The organism is Anaeroplasma bactoclasticum (assembly GCF_003550015.1).
Lineage (GTDB): Bacteria > Bacillota_I > Bacilli_A > Acholeplasmatales > Anaeroplasmataceae > Anaeroplasma > Anaeroplasma bactoclasticum.
The window spans coordinates 1-18,088 of the sequence record NZ_QXEV01000009.1 but is presented as its reverse complement, the minus strand read 5'-3'; the positions used below and the strand labels follow the sequence as shown (position 1 = coordinate 18,088).

The following is an 18,088-nucleotide window of genomic DNA, read 5'->3' as shown; positions in this document are numbered from 1 at the left end:
TTAAATCTCCTTTAATTTTTGAAAAAAATAAGGCCAAATGGCCTTATCTTATGCTAATTCTAATTGGAATGGGTCATGCTTAGGAGTTCCTGTAATAAATTCAATTACATGACGGGAATCTGTACGAAGCTGTCTAAAATCAGTAAAGAAAATATCCCAAGACTTAGGGTCATTCTTGCTATCGTAGTCATATTCATATGATTTTTTAAATCCATCTTCGCCTGCGATATAACCAAAGGAAAAGCTATTTGTGGAATCACTAGAACCACCAAAGGATCCACTTGTGATTACCTTATTGTTGTTGCCCTTAGATAAATCAATTAAATATAATACTGCAATATCATTATCATTAGATGTATCTGCATCATTCTTGATGTCTTCGTTATATTTATTGATATGATACTGAATTTCAACAAGAGCCTGTAAAGCTAAATCTTGATCTTCATTATAATAGAATGTCACACTAGAATCATCCTTGCTCTTGCCATCATCAATAGACTTATCTGGATAGAAGGAACTAAAATCAAATGCTGCAAAGAAGATATGCTTAATATAAGTACCTTCATCATAATCATTGGAATTAGAATGCATTAATACACCCTCATAGCTCATCTTAGTAAAAGTAACCTTTTCTTCTTTATAGCTATATTCTTTTCCAACATAATCCACTTTTTCTTCAGTAGTTTGCATATTTGAAATAACAAGAGGAATTGTAATAGATGCTGCAATAATTAATACTAATGCAATACTAGAAACTATCCAAAATATCTTATTATGTAATAAACCATTCTTTTTCTGACCTTGTGTGGCTTTTCCTGAAACTTTTTTTCTTTTAATTGTAGCCAAGTCAATCATCTCCTTAAAAAATACTACACGTTTAAAGTTCAAATTATTTTATCATAAATTTGTATATGATACAAGAAAAAACAGAGAAATCATTAGATTTCTCCGTTATCTTGATTATCTATAGTATCACTTACATCTAAAGGATTCTCATGTCGCCAAAGTTCACCCAATTTTTTAGATAAAGGTTTATACAAATATATTAACGTAAATGAAGTACAAGATACTAGCATTACCTCAAATGGAATATCACTAATCCAATAAACATATAGGTTAATATCTAAGAAAATCGCATTAGTAACTAAGAATAGCATACAGTATAAATAAGCAGATAATGCTCCACCTAAAACTAAAATCCATAGCTTCTGATCCTTAAATAACCAAATTACTCCAGTATATATCATATAGCCCATCCACATAGGTATCATAACTATAGGAGTTAGGCTTCCCATAAACATATTATCTAATAAAACATGAGCTAATATAATTAAGCTTGTCTTTTTATATCCAAAGACAACTACATATACTGCAAGTAATAAGAATGTAAATTGGAAATTTGGTATAAATGAAAATAGCTCCTCTTGAACAAATAGTAATACCGTCATGAATGCTAATATACATAATTCTGGTATAGTTATAGGATTTTTGCCTTTTCTATTGATAATTAAGAATATAATTATTCCTAAAACAAATAGTCCTGAAACCACATAAACAATAATATGAAATACAGTATCTAAAATAGATGTATTATAGAATACTACTTGATCATTAAACATTGATGTATTATGTTGATTATCTCTTTCGTTTAATGCAATAATCATATTATCCTTTAAAGAAATTCCATCGATCCCTGTAGTTACATTTTGTTTTTCATAATCATTAAAATCAATGGTATCAGAATAGCTTAGAGTATCCTTTAAATAAGCAACCTCAAGCCATATCCATGAACTTTTACCATTCGTTTCTATTTTAAAGGTATCATTAGATATTCCCAGTAAGAAATGACCATAGGTCGTTTGGCTATACACTAATGTGTATGAATTATTTAATACTTCAAATAAGGTATCATCCTCTTTATATTCAATACGTCTTTTTTCTACTACTTCATCATTTATATTATTTACAATTACTGTAATTGTACCTGCCTTAGACGAGGTAGTATTTTTATTTTTAACAATAACATAGACGCAAGAGAATACCATTAATGAAATAAGGAGGATACCAAGAAGTATCCTCCCTACCTTTTTAAGCAAAAAGGACTACTGCCTTGTTTTTATCTCTTTGAACCTTATATGCCATTAATGAAGCATAAATCTGATTGGAAGAATAATCATACTCTGCCTTTTCCATATCAAACTGATAGTTATAACTATCAAAATGATTGTCAAATAGATACTTGATGATATCTGTATTCTCTTCAATCATAAATTCTCTAGCATTCTTCTTAGCTGCAGCTAAAGGTAATAAGAATAAGCTTAAGGATGTATCCTTTGCTGCTAAGCCTTGTTTTACAGCTGCTTCTACATTTGCTAATGTTAATGGTTCAAAATCACTATCAGAAAGTGTATTATATAATGCTAAACCACATAATTCCCAAGTATATCCATCTGTACCATATTCTACGGATGCACGATATGTTGTATTTAATAACTCAGTTGAAACTTTAGAGTCCAAATTCATTTCTTTAGCAATAGATAAAGTAAATGGTAAGGAATATTCATCCCTATATTTTGTTAAACCCTCTAAATATGCAGAAAAGTTTGATGTAAAATCTTCATTAGTTACATCAAATAATCTTGCAGCATAATACCATTTTGCATAATTTGCATCTGTTGACCATTCTGTTAGATTTGGCATATCTTTAAAATCAACACCAGATAAAGATGCCTTATATGCATCTGTAAATAGTGTATTATTAAATAGATTACTATCATAGCCGTTATTTTCCATTAAATAAACAGCCATAGCCTGCCAATATGAACTATCTAAAAAGCTATTAGAAGCCGCTAAAGATGTTTTTAAGCCATTCTTTGCATAATGATAAATTGCTTTATCAACTAAAACATCATATTCATCCAAAGCTTTTGTATTCCTGCATTCACTCTTGAATTCAAATACATCTCCATCGTTAGCCTCTAATTCATCTACGCCAACTGGTGAAGATTTACCATTTTCTAAAATATTTAAATACCAGTTAGAATCTACAACAGAATTATTAATTGATGTAATAAAAGTTCCATTCTTTTTTACATCAAAATATTTATCTAATGCGTCATTAACTGTTGGGCATTCCTTTAAATCAACTGTCTTATCTCCAATAAGCTCACCATCAATATCATATACCTTAATTGTATATGTTTTAGGCCATTCTGTAGTATAGTATGGAGCGACAGTTGTTTTTTCAGTAGTGGTTGTAGTTTCTGCTTCATTACCACAGCCTGCCATTCCTAAAGCCATACCCAAAGCTAGAGGAACCGCAAATAACTTCTTCTTCATTTCTCCTTGTTTGTAGTAATTATTTTCTTGCCGTATCCCAGCAGCATTTAAATAATCCCACATTCCTTTTTTTTATTTTATATTTACTAGGTAAGTCTCCTGACTTCACTTCAACCAAAAATCCGTCTTCTCAGTTTCCCAATGACATATTGGATTTTGTCCATGTTACAGTTGCTGGTACAGCTCAGGACTTCCACCCGATTCCTTATTAAGTTTGTCGCCAAACGCCTAGATAAATAACTGAATAATTTAGTGCTTTATAATTTCAGTAAGTAAATTCACCAAGCTTAATGCATCGGATGAATAATAATCCGCACCAATCCTATCGGCGATGTCTTTTGTCAAAACGGCACCACCAACAATAATTTTCGCTTTACAATCAATTTTTCTTAAAGCTTTAATTGTATCCTCCATAGATATAACTGTTGTTGTCATTAAAGCAGAAAGTCCAATGACATCTGGATTATATTTATAATAAGCATCTACTACTGCCTCAATTGGAGTATCCTTACCTAAATCTATGACTTTATAGCCATAAGATTCCATTACAACCTTGCAGATGTTTTTACCTATATCATGAACATCTCCTTTTACAGTACACATAACTACAGTTCCCTTTACCTCACCTGAGGATGGGAATTTTAAAGATATAATGGAGAATGCTTCTTTGGCAGCTTCTGCAGAGGCAATAAGCTGTGGCAAATACATTTTACCCTTATCGTATGCATCTCCTACATCATTTAAAGCTTTAATTAAAACATCATTAATAATTACCATAGGTTCTTTTTCTTCTAATTCTTTATTTAAAAGATTAGGAACCATATTTTTTAATCCCTTTTTTACTGCTTGATATAAATCAAGGGTATTAGAATCTTGCTTTTCTACAGTACCTTTAGCTACTACAGTAGATTTAACCTCTTCCATTTCTGCAAAATGGTTAATAAAATCACTACTATTTTGATCAATTCCAAGTAATGCACGATATGCATATATCGCATGAATCATTTCTAAATCCGATGGATTAATAATCGGCATATTTAATCCTGCATACATAGCCATTGTTAAAAATGTACGATTTAATAATGGTCTAAAGGGTAACCCAAAGGATACATTCGATACACCAAGTGCTGTTTTTACACCTAAGCTTCTTACCATAGTAAGTGCCTTTAGGGTTTCTTTTACAAGCTCTTGTTCTGCAGATGCAGTTAATACCAAAGTATCAATCATAACTCTTTCCTTTGGAATTCCATAAGATATGGCAGTATCTAGAATAAGCTTTGCCTTATTATATCTTTCCTCTGCTGTTTTAGGTACACCGGCCTCATCCATCGCAAGACCTAAAATGACAGCACCATATTTTTTTACAATAGGGAATACCTTATCCATAATTTCTTTAGTAGCATTTACACTATTAACTAAAGGAATACCATTATAATATCTACAGCCAGCTTCAATTGCTAAATAATTAGAAGAATCAATTTGAAGTGGTAAATCTACAAATTCTTGAATTTTAGTTACTGCATTTTGCATAACACTAACTTCATCAATTCCAGGTAAGCCACAGTTTAAATCAAGTAAATCCGAATTCTCCTCTTGTTGTAAGGCTAAGGATACTAAATAATCGTAATCCTCATTCTTTAAAGCTTCCTTAAGCTTTTTCTTTCCTGTAGGATTTAATCTTTCACCACAAACTCTAACATAATCAATTTCAACCAATTTGGTTGGAGAATTGATTAAGGTTCTTCTTATATATTCTCTTTTTACTACATCTTTGCCTTTATAATTATCTGCAAGACCTTTTATAAATTCTGGAGTAGTTCCACAGCATCCACCTAAAATAACTACACCAAGAGGTAAGTAATTACCAACAGATTTAACAAAATGGTCCTTATCCATATCATAAATGGTTTTACCATTTTTAATCTTTGGTAATCCTCTATTTGGTTGAATAATAATAGGCTTATTTGTATATTCAGCCATTCTTTTTACAATATCTAAAAGCTCATCAGGGCCTAAGGAGCAATTTACACCTAAGGCATCAACATCAAGATTTGTTAAAGTATTCGCTACGATTTCTGGGGTAGAGCCTGTTAGGGTTCTTCCAGTTTTATCGAAGGTCATTGTTGCAAATATTGGTAAGCTTGTATTTTCCTTTAAAGCTAAAATACAAGCTTTTATTTCATATAAATCTGAAAATGTTTCTATAATATATCCATCTACTAAGTCTTTAGATAATAAAGCAATTTCTTTAAAAGCTTCATATGCTTCATCAAAGGATAATGTTCCCATAGGCTTTAGCATTTGTCCTGTAGGTCCAATATCAAAGAAGACCTTTTTCTTTGTCACTCTTGCATTTTTAATCGCAGCCTTTAAAACCTCTTCAATGGTATATGCACCATGATATTTAATCTTGTTTAATCCAAATGTATTTGTAGTTATATAATCAGCATATTCTGCATATGAATTGTGAATCTTTTGAATATCTAAAGGATTTGTGATATTTAAATCCTCAGGACAAGAAGTCGGAAGTCCTAGTCTATCTAATTCAGAACCAAATCCACCATCAAAAATGGTTATTTTATCGTATAGCATCTTATCCCTTCCTTTCTATAATCACAATTCTCAAGTAAAAAACAATTCTTACAGCTTTTTTTAGCGTGACAATTAATTCCAACAATACCAATCATGGATTTTTGGGGAACCATTAAATTACTATCTAAAAGGGTTATACCAATAACCTTATCCGCCTTTAAAAGCTCATGTATTGGACGAATATCAGCTACATCCGTATTCTGGTAGCCCGGACAGAAACGGTAGCTTAAATCGTTTCTTATGCTTTTTTCGTACATATCAGCCATATATTCTAAATATGCGGATGCTGTCGCATCAAATACACACATTTTAACCATATCCTTCATTTGGTAATATTTACTTCTCTTATCGATTTGACTACCTAGTGTTGTTGCACAAATCAAATAGGATGTAGAATCCCCTAAATATTCCAAATATTGCTTTTTCTTTAAAAAGTCTAGGATATAATCATATTCCTGATAAATATATTTAAATGAGGAAATTTGTTCAATTTCCTCTAAGCATTCGATAATTAATTTATCTATTTTTTCATCTCTTGATAAATTCCTATATCCCAAATAGGAATATACAATATGAGATATATCAGAATAGCTTACTGAAGACATTTTCTAGCCTTTCATAAATCTTTTTTGCAATAGATGCTCTATTCATAATATATAAATGAATACCGGGAGCTCCCTTCGCAATTAAATCTTCTATTTGATAAACAGCATAATTAATTCCAAATTCCTCAAGTAACTCAGGATCATCCTTATAAACCTCTAGCATATTTCTAAAATCTAGGGGAATAGATGCACCACACATATTTTTTATAGAAGGAATACTCTTGTGAGATACAAGTGGCATAATACCTGGAATAATTGGAGATTTAATGCCTGCCTTTCTAGCTTCAGATACTAAACGATAATAATACTCATTATCATAAAAAACCTGTGTAACAAAGAATTTAGCTCCTGCTTGTTCCTTTTCCTTCATATGAGCTAAATCCTCATATAAGGATTCACATTCATTATGTCCTTCTGGGTAGCATGCTCCAGCAAGTGTGAAATCCTCATCCTTTAAATATTCCATTAAATCTGTAGCATGCTTAAATGTTTTACAATAATCATCATTAAAATCTATTGGCTTATCGCCTCTTAAGGCTAATATATTTTCAATGCCCTCAGAATGTAATTTTTTAACAATTTCATCGATATCACTATAGCTAGATGGTCCACCAGTTAAATGAGCTAATGCTTCAATTTTAGCTTGGTTTTTAATATAGGATGCAATTTCAACATTTGAATTACGATTAGATCCTCCTGCCCCATAGGTTACAGAAATATAATCTGGGTTAAGAGCTTTTAATTCATCTATTGTTTTAAAAATTTTTTCAATACCTAATGAGCCCTTCTTTGGTGGAAACACCTCAAAGGATAGGGTTCTTTTCTTTTTTAAAATCTCATCGATTTTCATTTTCATACCTCCAAAAAGGTTTTCTTATAGTTTGTGTTTTTCTTTAAACTCTACCGCAATTTCCTTAAGCTTTCTAAATCTGTGATTTAATCCAGATTTTGTAAGCTTAGGGTCATATTCCTCATGGATAATCTCTAATAGCTGTGTTAAGGAATGCTCTGGATAATCCTTCCTTACCTTCATTACCATTAAAAGCTTAGAATCTAATTCACCTAAAGGATAATTATATTCCAAAAACTGAATATATTTTAACTGCTCCTTAGAAGCTTCATTCGTCTTATCTTGGTTTGCAACATCCAAATTAACGCTTCTAAGTGCAGTTGCTTTTATTTCTTTTGTAATAATCATATCCTCATAATATTCCATAGAAGCCTGTGCTCCTATAGCATATAGGAATGTACCAATCGTATTCTTTGCCTTAATATAGGCAATTAAATAATTCTTTCTTTTAGAGATTCTCGCATTAAAATCTAAGGAATTCATAATCTTTTGAACGAATACAATTTCTCCTTCATTTACAGATGAAATCTCTAAATGAGAGGATTTTGATGCAGGATCATTTACAGTACCTCTAACTAAGAATGCACCTCTTAAATAAGCTGTCTTTTGTTCAACAGAAAGAGTCTTTTCTCTATAGCTTGAGGCTTGTCCAATCATATTTAAATCCTTGATAATCAAATCAGCTCCCAAACCAACAATACAGGTATAAACCGATTGACTATCTAATCGTTCAATTTTTCTTGATTCAATTTCATATTCAATCGGATAATACTTCTTCGCCAAAGTAACAAAGCGTCTTACAACCATCATAAGACTAGATGTAAAGGATAATCTTAAGGGATTACCTAAGATTACCTCTCCACCAAATCTTAGCATTGCTTCTATTTCTAGCTTATCAGAAAGTAAATCCGGATTTGACTTTTTTAATAGGTCATCCTTTACTGTCTTTGAAAAGCTCATAACCTATTCTCCGCAAATACTTAATAATTCAGAAAGCTTATTAATAACAAAATCAGGAGCTGCATCTAGCATAATTTCAGGATGCTTAATATATAAAACTCCACAAGAGCGAATACCTGCAGCCTTGGCAGCCTCTATATCCGCTTTATTATCACCAATATATAAGGAATGCTTCTTATATTCTTCTTCATCTCTAGGCATTCTCTTACGCTTATCGCTATCATCTAAATCCATATCAATCGCATTTAGTTCAGCTAAAGCCTTAAGGATCCCCTCTGGATCTGGCTTTGGATTTGTAACCTCTTCAGAGCCTAATATAACATCTACATAATCATCCATTCCACAGAATTCAAGTCCATGAACGACTAAATCCTTTTTCTTAGAAGATACAATACCAATACGATATCCCCTCTTATGAGCAAGTGTTTTTAATAGCTCTCTTGCACCCTTAAATGCCATAACCATCTCATCATGATGAGCTAAATTATATTCTCTATAGTATTTAATCATTTCTTCAATTTCTTTAGGATCATCACTATATCTACTAAAGGAAGTTTGTAATGTCGGTCCAAAGAAGGAATCTAATTCCTCATCCGATAAAACATAATCTGGGCGGAAATGTCTAAATGTTTCTATAAAGCTATGATCAATTAATGATCTTGTATCTAATAAAGTACCATCTAAATCAAAAATTAAAGTATCAATATGATTTTCTTTTACATTCTCCAAAATATCTTGATATAGTCTTCTTTTTGCAAACTTTGTAAATAGAGTTCTCTTTAAAATTAAGAAGGATATACCTAAAATAATGAATAATATGGCAGTTGCGATAGATACAGGAATAGGTCCTAGCATTAATGGGTCTGATGTAACACCAGAATTTAATCTTAGGATTTCACATGGAATACGAACAACTCCATACCAGAATAAATAAACACCCATTAAATCACCAGATTCTAAGATTTTAATCTTTCTTCTAGCAATTAGCATAAATGCGAATCCACATAAATTAAGTAAGGATTCATATAAGAATACTGGATGACGATATGCAGTAATTCCATTTGCACTAATATACATTTGATCCGCTATAAATGGGAAGGCTTTAATAAAGCTTGGGTTTTGAATAATAGGACCATATAATTCTTGATTAAAGAAATTACCCCATCTACCACAGATTTGACCAATTAAAAAGCCCGGAGCTACAAGGTCAATAATGATATATAAAGGAACCTGTCTTTTTTTGCAATAAATATATACAGTAACAAGGGCAAATATTACACCACCCTGAATGGCAAGACCAGATAATCCTTGGAATTTACCACCTCTAAAGCCTAATACCTCTCCAAAATTATGGAAGGTATCTAAATTAAATAAAACATACCAAAGTCTAGCACCAACAATCGCAATTGGAACAGTAATTAATACACCAACATAAATAATATCTGAACCAATGCCAAGTCTTTTGGCCTCCCTAAGTCCTAGCCATACAGCTAAAACAACACCAATTAATATACAAATCGCATACCAATGGATTTCTAAATTACCAATCCTAAAGGATTCGGCTATCTTTTCTAAAAACATAATTCTCTCCTTATCTTCCTGAAGCATTGTGGTTGATTTTCTCCACAAACTCCTTTGCAGCATTTGTACCTAAATACTTAAGCTTTTCATTCATTGCTGCAGATTCCACAAGTAATGCAACGTTTCTACCTTGCATTACTGGAATTGTAACCTTTGGAATCTCTGTATTAAAGTATTTGGCCTTTTGCTCATCAATTCCTAATCTATCATAATACTTGTTTTGATCCCAAGCCTCAAGCTCAACAACCAAACGAATCATCTTCTTATCACGGAAGGATGCAGCACCAAACATAGAAATTACATCTACAATACCAATACCACGAATTTCCATATATCTTTTTAAGACATTTGGTGATGTACCAATTAGGTTTCCTGGTTCACGCTCCATAATTTCTACTAAGTCATCGGCAACAAGCTGATGACCTCTTTTAATAAGGTCGTGAGCAGTTTCTGATTTACCAATACCAGATTTACCAATAATTAGTGTTCCCATACCACCAATATCCATTAATGTTCCATGAACACTAACTCTTTCTGCAAGCTTATCCTGTAAATATACATATAATTTGGATGATGAAGCTGTTGTAGGTAAATCCATACGTAATACAGATACATTATATTTATTCCCCATTTCAAAGAAGATTGGGTTAATAATTACATTTCTTGAGAATACAACACAAGGAATATCATGAGAAAAGATATAATCTAGATTATTCTTAATTGCCTCAGGTCCTTGTTTATGTAAGAATGTTGCATCCTTAGAACCAACTAATAGCATTCTTTTATTATCAAAATAATCATAGAATCCTGCAAATTCAAGTCCTGGTCTTGAAATCATATCGGAAGTGATTTTCTTATCTAATCCTCCAGCTCCAGCTAATAGCTCAAGCTTCATCGCATCCATAAGTTCTCTTACTGTTACATATTCGTTCATATAATCCTCCTTATCTCCAATGGATTTTTCTTGTAATTAAGGAATCCATTAAATAATAAATTATAACAACCGTAAATAAATAGAATACCCAAGTAATTGAAGTATTAAATACAGAATATATATCACGGTTTATTATATATATTCCCATGACAATGATTACAAAAATCATTAAATTAATGGAGACGAAATGCCTTCTTAATGGATTTCTAGGCAAATCCTCAAATAAAGTTAATATGATGCTTACAATTCCTCCTATTAGGAATACTAGCATCTTATTTTCTATAGATATTTCTTCAAAATATAAGCCAAAAGTTAAAATAGAAACCAAATACATTAAGATAAAATGTAAAGAGAAAAATCCAAATCCTTTCCCCATTTTTTTATACCAAGGCTCACTTTCCATCTTTAAAACATCATCAAGTAAAGACTCTAGTTCTTCAATTTCCGCTTTGGTAATATCTGTAGCATTATCCTTTAATTCTTCGATTAAATTTTCTATTTCTTTTTTCTTATTTTCATCTAAATTTGTCTTCTTTGGCATAGCATCACCACTTTCAGATACTTAATTATATAATAATTAAATACCAATTACAAACAAAATAAATATTTAACACGCTATCGGTGTTCAAAACAAAATTTACAAATTTGTCTATTTAAAAAGCGAATAAGCTAATGCTTACTCGCTTATTTCTATTTATTTTCTAATAAAGGTTTTAAATATTTTCCAGTATAAGAGGATTCACATTTTATTAAATCCTCAGGTCTACCCTGGAAAACAACCGTACCACCCTTATCTCCACCTTCAGGTCCCATATCTATAATATAATCTGCAAGCTTAATAACATCTAGGTTATGCTCAATGATTAATACGGTTGCGCCTTGGTCCGCAATACGGCCAATAACCTCCATTAATCTTTTAATATCATGGACATGTAAGCCTGTTGTAGGCTCATCTAAAATATATAATGTGGATGATGAAATCTTAGACTGAAGCTCGTTTGCAAGCTTTACTCTTTGTGCCTCACCACCAGATAATTCCACACTCGATTGACCAAGCTTCATATAGCCAAGTCCTACATCATATAAGCTTTGAAGCTTCTTCTTTATCTTTGGCACTGCATCAAAGAATTCTAACGCTTCTTCGATTCTCATATCTAATACATCCGCAATATTTTTATCCTTAAATTTTATTTCTAGAGTTTCTGATGTATATCTTTTACCCTTACATACCTCACAAGGTACATAAACATCTGGTAAAAACTGCATAGATATTCTTTTAACACCATCACCACCACAGGCTTCGCATCTTCCGCCCTTTACATTAAAGGAGAATTTACCCTTATCATAATTTCTTATTTTCGCATCTGTAGTTTGACTAAATAAATCTCTAATGTCATCAAATACTCCTGTATAGGTTGCAGGATTAGATCTAGGGGTTCTTCCAATAGGCTGTTGAGAGATTTGAATAATACGATCAATATTATCTAAGCCTAGTATTTTTTCGCATTTTCCTGGAGTAATTCTATGAGATTTATATAATTTAACATACGCATTTTTATATAAAACCTCATTAATTAAAGAAGATTTACCAGAACCAGATACACCAGTAATTACAGTTAATACACCTAAAGGAATCTTTACATTAACCTTCTTTAAATTATTTTCTTCTGCGCCCTTTATCTCTATCCATTTACCAGTTAAATCTCTTCTTTTATTTGGCACGTCAATTTTCATTCTTCCAGATAAATAATTACCTGTAATAGAATTTTCATTTTTCATTACCTCTTCTGGAGTACCTTCAGCAACAAGCCTACCACCATGCTCACCAGCACCAGGGCCAATATCTACAAGCCAATCTGCAGCCTTCATTGTTTCATCATCATGCTCAACAACGATTAATGTATTACCTAAATCTCTCATTTCCTTTAAGGTATTAATTAATCTTTGATTATCCCTTTGATGAAGTCCTATAGAAGGCTCATCTAATACATATAATACACCTGTTAATTGAGAGCCAATTTGCGTTGCAAGACGAATTCTTTGTGCCTCACCACCAGATAAGGTATCTGCAGAACGAGATAATGTTAAATACTCAAGTCCAACATTAATTAAAAAATGTAACCTGTCTCTTATTTCTTTTATTGCTTGTCTTGCGATTTCTGTTTTTTCTTTAGATAACTTTAACGTTCCAAACCAATTATATAATTCTAAAATAGACATATCACATACGTCTGCAATACTTTTATCATCAATAAAAATATTCAAAATACCAGGGTTTAATCTTTTACCATTACATACATCACAAGTACATTCTACCATATAGCCTTCAAGCCATTCTCTAACCCAATCGGAGCTTGTTTCTCTATATCTTCTTTCAAAATTAGTGATTACTCCTTCATATTTTTCATCCTTATCATGATTTCTACCAGAGGAGGCATTCATTCTAAAATGAATAATATCAGGAGAACCATATAAAATAATTTTCTTTTCTTTATCTGTTAAATCCTTAAATGGCTTATTTCTATCGATTTTATACTGGTCACAGGTTTGTAATAATTCAACTCTTGTTAAATTATCCTTTTCCCAATTCTTATAAGCTAAAATGGCATCGTTATTGATACTTTTATTTTCATCTACAACTAAATCCACAGAAATAGATAGCTTCTTACCTAAGCCATTACATTCAGGACAAGCTCCTAAAGGAGAATTGAAAGAAAATATTCTAGGCTCTAGGCTTGATAAAGAAAATCCACATTCAGGACACGCAAAGCGAGTAGAGAAGAATTCCTCTTTGGAATCTGTATATAATACACAATATCCATCCGATTCCTTAACTGCTAAATCTACCGCATCAAAGATTCTACTTCTTACTCCCTCTTTCATAATCATACGCTCAAGCACAATATAAATATTATGCTTCTTGTTACGCTCAAGGGCAGGGATTCCATCTTCAAGCTCTACCATCTCTCCATCCACTAAGGCTCTTTGATATCCTGCCTTTAAATATTTTTCAAATACTCCCTTATGCTCTCCCTTTTGGCGGAAAACAACAGGGGCAGTAATATACAATCTAGAGCCTAAAGGATATTCCATAATCCTATCTACAATTTGATCAATAGATAAGGATGAAATTGGAATATGATGATTTGGACAATATGGAGTTCCAACTCTTGAAAATAATACTCTTAGGTAATCATAAATCTCTGTAACTGTACCTACAGTAGATCTAGGGTTATGAGATGCACTCTTTTGGTCAATAGAGATTGCTGGAGATAATCCTTCAATAGAATCCACATCTGGCTTTTCATTAGAGCCTATAAACTGTCTTGCAAAGCTAGATAAGGATTCAATAAATCTTCTTTCACCCTCTTGAAATATAGTATCAAAGGCTAAGCTTGATTTACCAGAACCAGATACACCAGTCATAACGATGAGCTTATTCTTTGGAAGCTCTATATTAAGATTTTTTAAATTATTTTCCCTTGCTCCACGAACAATTAGCTTATCATTCATAAAAACCTCACAAATTAATCTTTATTCCTTAATCTTCTCTAAGAATTCTTTTTCTTCCATTATATATATACCTAAGGCCTTTGCCTTATCATATTTTGAACCAGGATTTTCTCCTAAGATTAAAATATCTGTCTTTTTACTTACAGATTCACTTAATGCTCCTCCAAAGGATTCAATAAGCTTCTTTGCTTCATCTCTTCCCATAGAGGATAATGTACCTGTTAATACACATTTTTTACCAGTAAAATAGTTTTCTTTAATTTCGCCTAAATCATATTCCATATTAAGGCCTAATACTCTTAATTCTTCAATTAAAGATCTATTGTCTTCATTTTTCATCCATTCAATAAAATCCGATGCAATAACCTCTCCAATATCTGGGATATTCACAGTATCTTCATAAGTAGCATTTAATAATCCATCGATGTTTTTATATTTTTTACATAAGGATTTTGCTGCCTTAGCACCGACATGACGAATACCAAGACCAAAGATTAATTGGTCTAAATTATTCTTTTTAGATTCTTCTATTGCATCTAATAGGTGATCAATACTCTTTTCACCAAGACCAGGTAAAACAATTAAATTATCATAATTAAATCTTAAATTAAAAATATCTGGAATTCTTTTAATAAAGCCAGCTTGGAATAATTGTTGGCAAAGCTTATCACCTAAAGAATCAATATTATAACAAGGCTTAGATGCAAAATGAATTAGCTTATTGATTAATTTATCCTCACAATTTGGATTCATACAATACCAATCTGCCTCACTAGGCTTTCTTACTAAAGGAGTACCACAGCAAGGACAATTCTTAATCATTTCAAAAGGTATAGAGAATATATCTCTTTTTTCAGGAATAGATTTTACAACCTCAGGAATTACATCTCCTGCCTTACGAATTACTATAGTATCACCGATACGAACATCCTTTTGTAAAATATAATCCTCGTTATGTAAAGTAGCCTTAGAAATGGAAGACCCCTGTACAAAAACAGGTTTAAAGTTTGCAACTGGAGTAATTACACCAGTTCTACCAACCTGATATGTAATATCTAATAATTCGGTATGAACCTCCTCTGGTGGGAATTTATATGCGATAGCCCACTTAGGATATTTTACAGTTTCACCAATAACACTATGTAAATTAATTTCATTAACCTTTAATACAATACCATCTATATCATATGGTAAATCTGGTCTTTTCTTACCCATTTCTTCAATATAAGAAATTACCTCATCCATTGTTTTACAGTGGCGATACATAGGATTTACTTTAAAGCCTAAGCGCTTCATATCCTCTAAGGCTTCCACTTGTGTTTCTACATTTTGATCTAAATAATAATATAAGAAGGTATCTAAATTACGCTTTGCAGCAATTCTACTATCTAATTGTCTTACAGAGCCGGCTGCAGCATTTCTACAGTTTGCGAAAAGCTCTTCTTCATTTTCTTCTCTTTCTAAATTCAGCTGAATAAAGGATGCCTTTGGCATAAATATTTCACCACGAACCTCTGTTGTAAGTGGTGTTTTTAATTTTAAAGGTACAGATTTAATTGTTTTAACATTATGAGTAATATCTTCACCTACTGTACCATTACCACGTGTTGCACCCTGAACTAATACTCCATCTTCATATTTTAAAGAAACAGATAAGCCATCAATTTTAAGCTCAACACAATAAGTTGCATCTGCTGCAACGGCTTTAACCCTCTTATCCCATTCCCTTAATTCATCATAGGAAAAAGCATCCGCTAAGGACATCATCTTAACCTGATGAGTTACTTTTTTAAATTTAGATAAAACCTCTCCACCAATTCTTTGCGTTGGAGAATCTAGAGTTTTTAGGCTTGGATTTTCTTCTTCTAAGCGAATAAGCTCTTCCATTAACATATCATATTCATAATCATCCATAATAGGATTATCATTTACATAATATGCAACTGAAGCCTCATTTAATTTTTCTTTTATTTCTTTAATTCTTTCTAGAATATCCATAGCTTTTCCCCCTTTAATCATGCCCTTCTATTATAGCATATGAGTTCTCTTTTTTCTACGAAAAAAGCCATTCAATGAACGGCTATGATTCTTTTTTATCCCTTATGTATTGCATAAATATATATACTTTAGATCCTTTTACAGTTCTAGTAAAAGTAAGAGTATTTGATGCATTTAAATTCGATGTCGTAGGCATCAATGATTCTCCAACAAGTAATGTATAAACTCCATTTTCAAGTACCACATCTACAATTCTATAATAGATTCTTATATCATCAGTAAATGTAATAGAATGGAAAAATTCTACATCACTATTTAAATGAGATATAGCTTTTTCTGTAGTATAACCATCAACATAATATTCAATGCCTAAAGAAATCCTATATTCCTCTAAGGAAGAAATATCAGTAAATTGTTTGTTATTCTCAATTGGCTTTTCTGTTTTTACAATCCAAACCCCAACCTCTTCTTCATAATGACATGAAGACAATAAAAAACAAAGTCCAAACATTAATATAGACATTAAAAATAAAACATGTTTTTTCATATTACGCCGACTCTTTCTTTTCATCTTCTTCAACAGATGAAATTTTCTTTTTCTCTTTTTTCTTTCTAGGCATTTTCTTATATGGCTCTTTTCTTTTTGATGCAACATAAGATTCTGCAGCTAAATTATAATTAATAAATGTTAATACAATAACAGGTAATGATAAGCAAACACTAATAATCTTATATGGTATTAAGAAGAATAATGCAATAATTGCGATTGCAAAAATCAATAATATAAAATAGGAAATTAATAAGGATGCAATAGTTTTAGGATTTACAATATCCTTAAATTTCATATCCTTATCTCTATGAGATATATATGCTTCTGTAATAGATATAAAACCATATAAAATAGCAATAACTATAGATGAAATAAATACTGACGCTGCCCAAAGTCCCAATAGGGATACTACACCAGCAAGTAATACTGTAGTAAAGAATAAATCAATTAAAACATTTAATATAGTTCTCCATATACTTCGTGGACAATTCTTTTTTCTTAAAAAGGATGCAGTAAATAAATAGGATGCCAAAAGACCTACAACAATCGCAATCGGAAATACACTCATACCTCCAACAATCGCATTAGCCGTATCCTTTATATTACCACTCATTGCTTGAGCATAAACAGATCCTTCTGTTTCTGCAATAAATTCTTCAATTACCTCACTTAGCCATCCTTCAAATAGAATTCTTTTTATCGCTTGAAAAGGTGTAGACCAAGGTAAGCTTTTGGCTGAATCAAAAATATGATTAATCATATCTTCTATCGTATAGGATAATTGTCCTATCTCTTCTGATAAAGAAGAATTCATCTCTTCCATTGCACCTTGAGATACTATTATAAAATAGATAATTGCAGGAACTAAGCAGCAAGCCATTATCAAAAGAGGAATCCATGCCCATTTTAAAGATAATAAATAACATTTTAATGTATGTTTAATCAATGTGCCATCTCCTCTCTTTGAAAACAATTATATCACGAAATATAATATTTTTAAGGAACAAAAAGAATGAAAATGTATTGAAAAAAGATATGGGTTTTCCATATCTTTTCGTTCTTATATTTTTCTTATAGATGGATGATTACCATTTAATTGTTTTACACCAAATGGTGCTTTAAAGGCTACTGTAATTGTAGTGCCAGAAACTGCAACAACCAATCCA

At 31.6% G+C, this 18,088-nt stretch carries 14 protein-coding genes and 1 riboswitch; all 14 genes read right to left on the bottom strand.

Annotation, left to right across the window (positions count from 1 at the left end; all coding sequences use genetic code 11):
* Window positions 1-48: 48 nt before the first annotated feature.
* Window positions 49-846 carry a hypothetical protein gene (locus tag EI71_RS05130; RefSeq protein ID WP_119016183.1) on the bottom strand — a complete coding sequence of 266 codons (798 nt, stop codon included), beginning with the start codon at window positions 844-846 and terminating at the stop codon, window positions 49-51.
* Window positions 847-938: 92 nt separating this feature from the next.
* Complete coding sequence (locus EI71_RS05125) at window positions 939-2,045, bottom strand: hypothetical protein (RefSeq protein ID WP_119016182.1); 1,107 nt, start codon at window positions 2,043-2,045, stop codon at window positions 939-941.
* Between the two features lie 43 nt (window positions 2,046-2,088).
* Window positions 2,089-3,339 carry a DUF4430 domain-containing protein gene (locus EI71_RS05120; RefSeq protein WP_162849789.1) on the bottom strand — a complete coding sequence of 417 codons (1,251 nt, stop codon included), beginning with the start codon at window positions 3,337-3,339 and terminating at the stop codon, window positions 2,089-2,091.
* Between the two features lie 72 nt (window positions 3,340-3,411).
* A riboswitch (cobalamin riboswitch) is annotated at window positions 3,412-3,587 on the bottom strand.
* A 1-nt stretch (window position 3,588) separates the two neighbouring features.
* A complete protein-coding gene (locus EI71_RS05115; RefSeq protein ID WP_119016180.1) occupies window positions 3,589-5,931 on the bottom strand; it encodes a homocysteine S-methyltransferase family protein in 2,343 nt (780 codons plus the stop codon).
* Entirely contained in the window at window positions 5,913-6,536 is a 624-nt protein-coding gene (locus EI71_RS05110) for a vitamin B12 dependent-methionine synthase activation domain-containing protein (RefSeq protein ID WP_119016179.1), read from the bottom strand. Before EI71_RS05110 ends, EI71_RS05115 begins: the two co-directional genes overlap by 19 nt.
* Window positions 6,514-7,386: a methylenetetrahydrofolate reductase [NAD(P)H] gene (gene metF / locus EI71_RS05105; protein WP_162849788.1), complete on the bottom strand. Its 873-nt coding sequence runs from the start codon at window positions 7,384-7,386 to the stop codon at window positions 6,514-6,516. Before metF ends, EI71_RS05110 begins: the two co-directional genes overlap by 23 nt.
* 24 nt (window positions 7,387-7,410) lie before the next feature.
* On the bottom strand, window positions 7,411-8,346 hold the full coding sequence (gene whiA, locus EI71_RS05100; RefSeq protein ID WP_119016177.1) for a DNA-binding protein WhiA: 936 nt from the start codon (window positions 8,344-8,346) through the stop codon (window positions 7,411-7,413).
* 3 nt (window positions 8,347-8,349) lie between these two features.
* Window positions 8,350-9,927, bottom strand: a complete 1,578-nt coding sequence (gene lgt, locus EI71_RS05095) for a prolipoprotein diacylglyceryl transferase (protein ID WP_162849787.1) — start codon at window positions 9,925-9,927, stop codon at window positions 8,350-8,352.
* A gap of 10 nt (window positions 9,928-9,937) precedes the next feature.
* Window positions 9,938-10,861, bottom strand: coding sequence for an HPr(Ser) kinase/phosphatase (hprK, locus tag EI71_RS05090; RefSeq protein ID WP_119016175.1), 924 nt, complete (start codon window positions 10,859-10,861; stop codon window positions 9,938-9,940).
* Between the two features lie 10 nt (window positions 10,862-10,871).
* Window positions 10,872-11,402 carry a hypothetical protein gene (locus EI71_RS05085; RefSeq protein ID WP_119016174.1) on the bottom strand — a complete coding sequence of 177 codons (531 nt, stop codon included), beginning with the start codon at window positions 11,400-11,402 and terminating at the stop codon, window positions 10,872-10,874.
* A gap of 149 nt (window positions 11,403-11,551) precedes the next feature.
* Window positions 11,552-14,374, bottom strand: a complete 2,823-nt coding sequence (gene uvrA / locus EI71_RS05080) for an excinuclease ABC subunit UvrA (RefSeq protein WP_119016173.1) — start codon at window positions 14,372-14,374, stop codon at window positions 11,552-11,554.
* Between the two features lie 21 nt (window positions 14,375-14,395).
* A complete protein-coding gene (gene ligA / locus EI71_RS05075; RefSeq protein WP_119016172.1) occupies window positions 14,396-16,372 on the bottom strand; it encodes an NAD-dependent DNA ligase LigA in 1,977 nt (658 codons plus the stop codon).
* 82 nt (window positions 16,373-16,454) lie between these two features.
* On the bottom strand, window positions 16,455-16,919 hold the full coding sequence (locus tag EI71_RS05070; RefSeq protein WP_119016171.1) for a hypothetical protein: 465 nt from the start codon (window positions 16,917-16,919) through the stop codon (window positions 16,455-16,457).
* 1 nt (window position 16,920) lies between these two features.
* Window positions 16,921-17,868 (bottom strand): hypothetical protein, encoded by a 948-nt coding sequence (locus EI71_RS05065; protein ID WP_119016170.1) that lies wholly within the window; start codon window positions 17,866-17,868, stop codon window positions 16,921-16,923.
* Window positions 17,869-18,088: the final 220 nt, after the last annotated feature.

Excerpts from the sequence above, each read along its gene's own strand:
- hprK (WP_119016175.1), bottom strand. The coding sequence starts at position 10,861 with ATGAACGAATATGTAACAGTAAGAGAACTTATGGATGCGATGAAGCTT.
- whiA (WP_119016177.1), bottom strand. The coding sequence starts at position 8,346 with ATGAGCTTTTCAAAGACAGTAAAGGATGACCTATTAAAAAAGTCAAAT.
- metF (WP_162849788.1), bottom strand. The coding sequence starts at position 7,386 with ATGAAAATCGATGAGATTTTAAAAAAGAAAAGAACCCTATCCTTTGAG.
- ligA (WP_119016172.1), bottom strand. The coding sequence starts at position 16,372 with ATGGATATTCTAGAAAGAATTAAAGAAATAAAAGAAAAATTAAATGAG.
- EI71_RS05070 (WP_119016171.1), bottom strand. The coding sequence starts at position 16,919 with ATGAAAAAACATGTTTTATTTTTAATGTCTATATTAATGTTTGGACTT.
- EI71_RS05110 (WP_119016179.1), bottom strand. The coding sequence starts at position 6,536 with ATGTCTTCAGTAAGCTATTCTGATATATCTCATATTGTATATTCCTAT.
- EI71_RS05120 (WP_162849789.1), bottom strand. The coding sequence starts at position 3,339 with ATGAAGAAGAAGTTATTTGCGGTTCCTCTAGCTTTGGGTATGGCTTTA.
- EI71_RS05115 (WP_119016180.1), bottom strand. The coding sequence starts at position 5,931 with ATGCTATACGATAAAATAACCATTTTTGATGGTGGATTTGGTTCTGAA.
- uvrA (WP_119016173.1), bottom strand. The coding sequence starts at position 14,374 with ATGAATGATAAGCTAATTGTTCGTGGAGCAAGGGAAAATAATTTAAAA.
- EI71_RS05085 (WP_119016174.1), bottom strand. The coding sequence starts at position 11,402 with ATGCCAAAGAAGACAAATTTAGATGAAAATAAGAAAAAAGAAATAGAA.
- EI71_RS05125 (WP_119016182.1), bottom strand. The coding sequence starts at position 2,045 with ATGGTATTCTCTTGCGTCTATGTTATTGTTAAAAATAAAAATACTACC.
- lgt (WP_162849787.1), bottom strand. The coding sequence starts at position 9,927 with ATGTTTTTAGAAAAGATAGCCGAATCCTTTAGGATTGGTAATTTAGAA.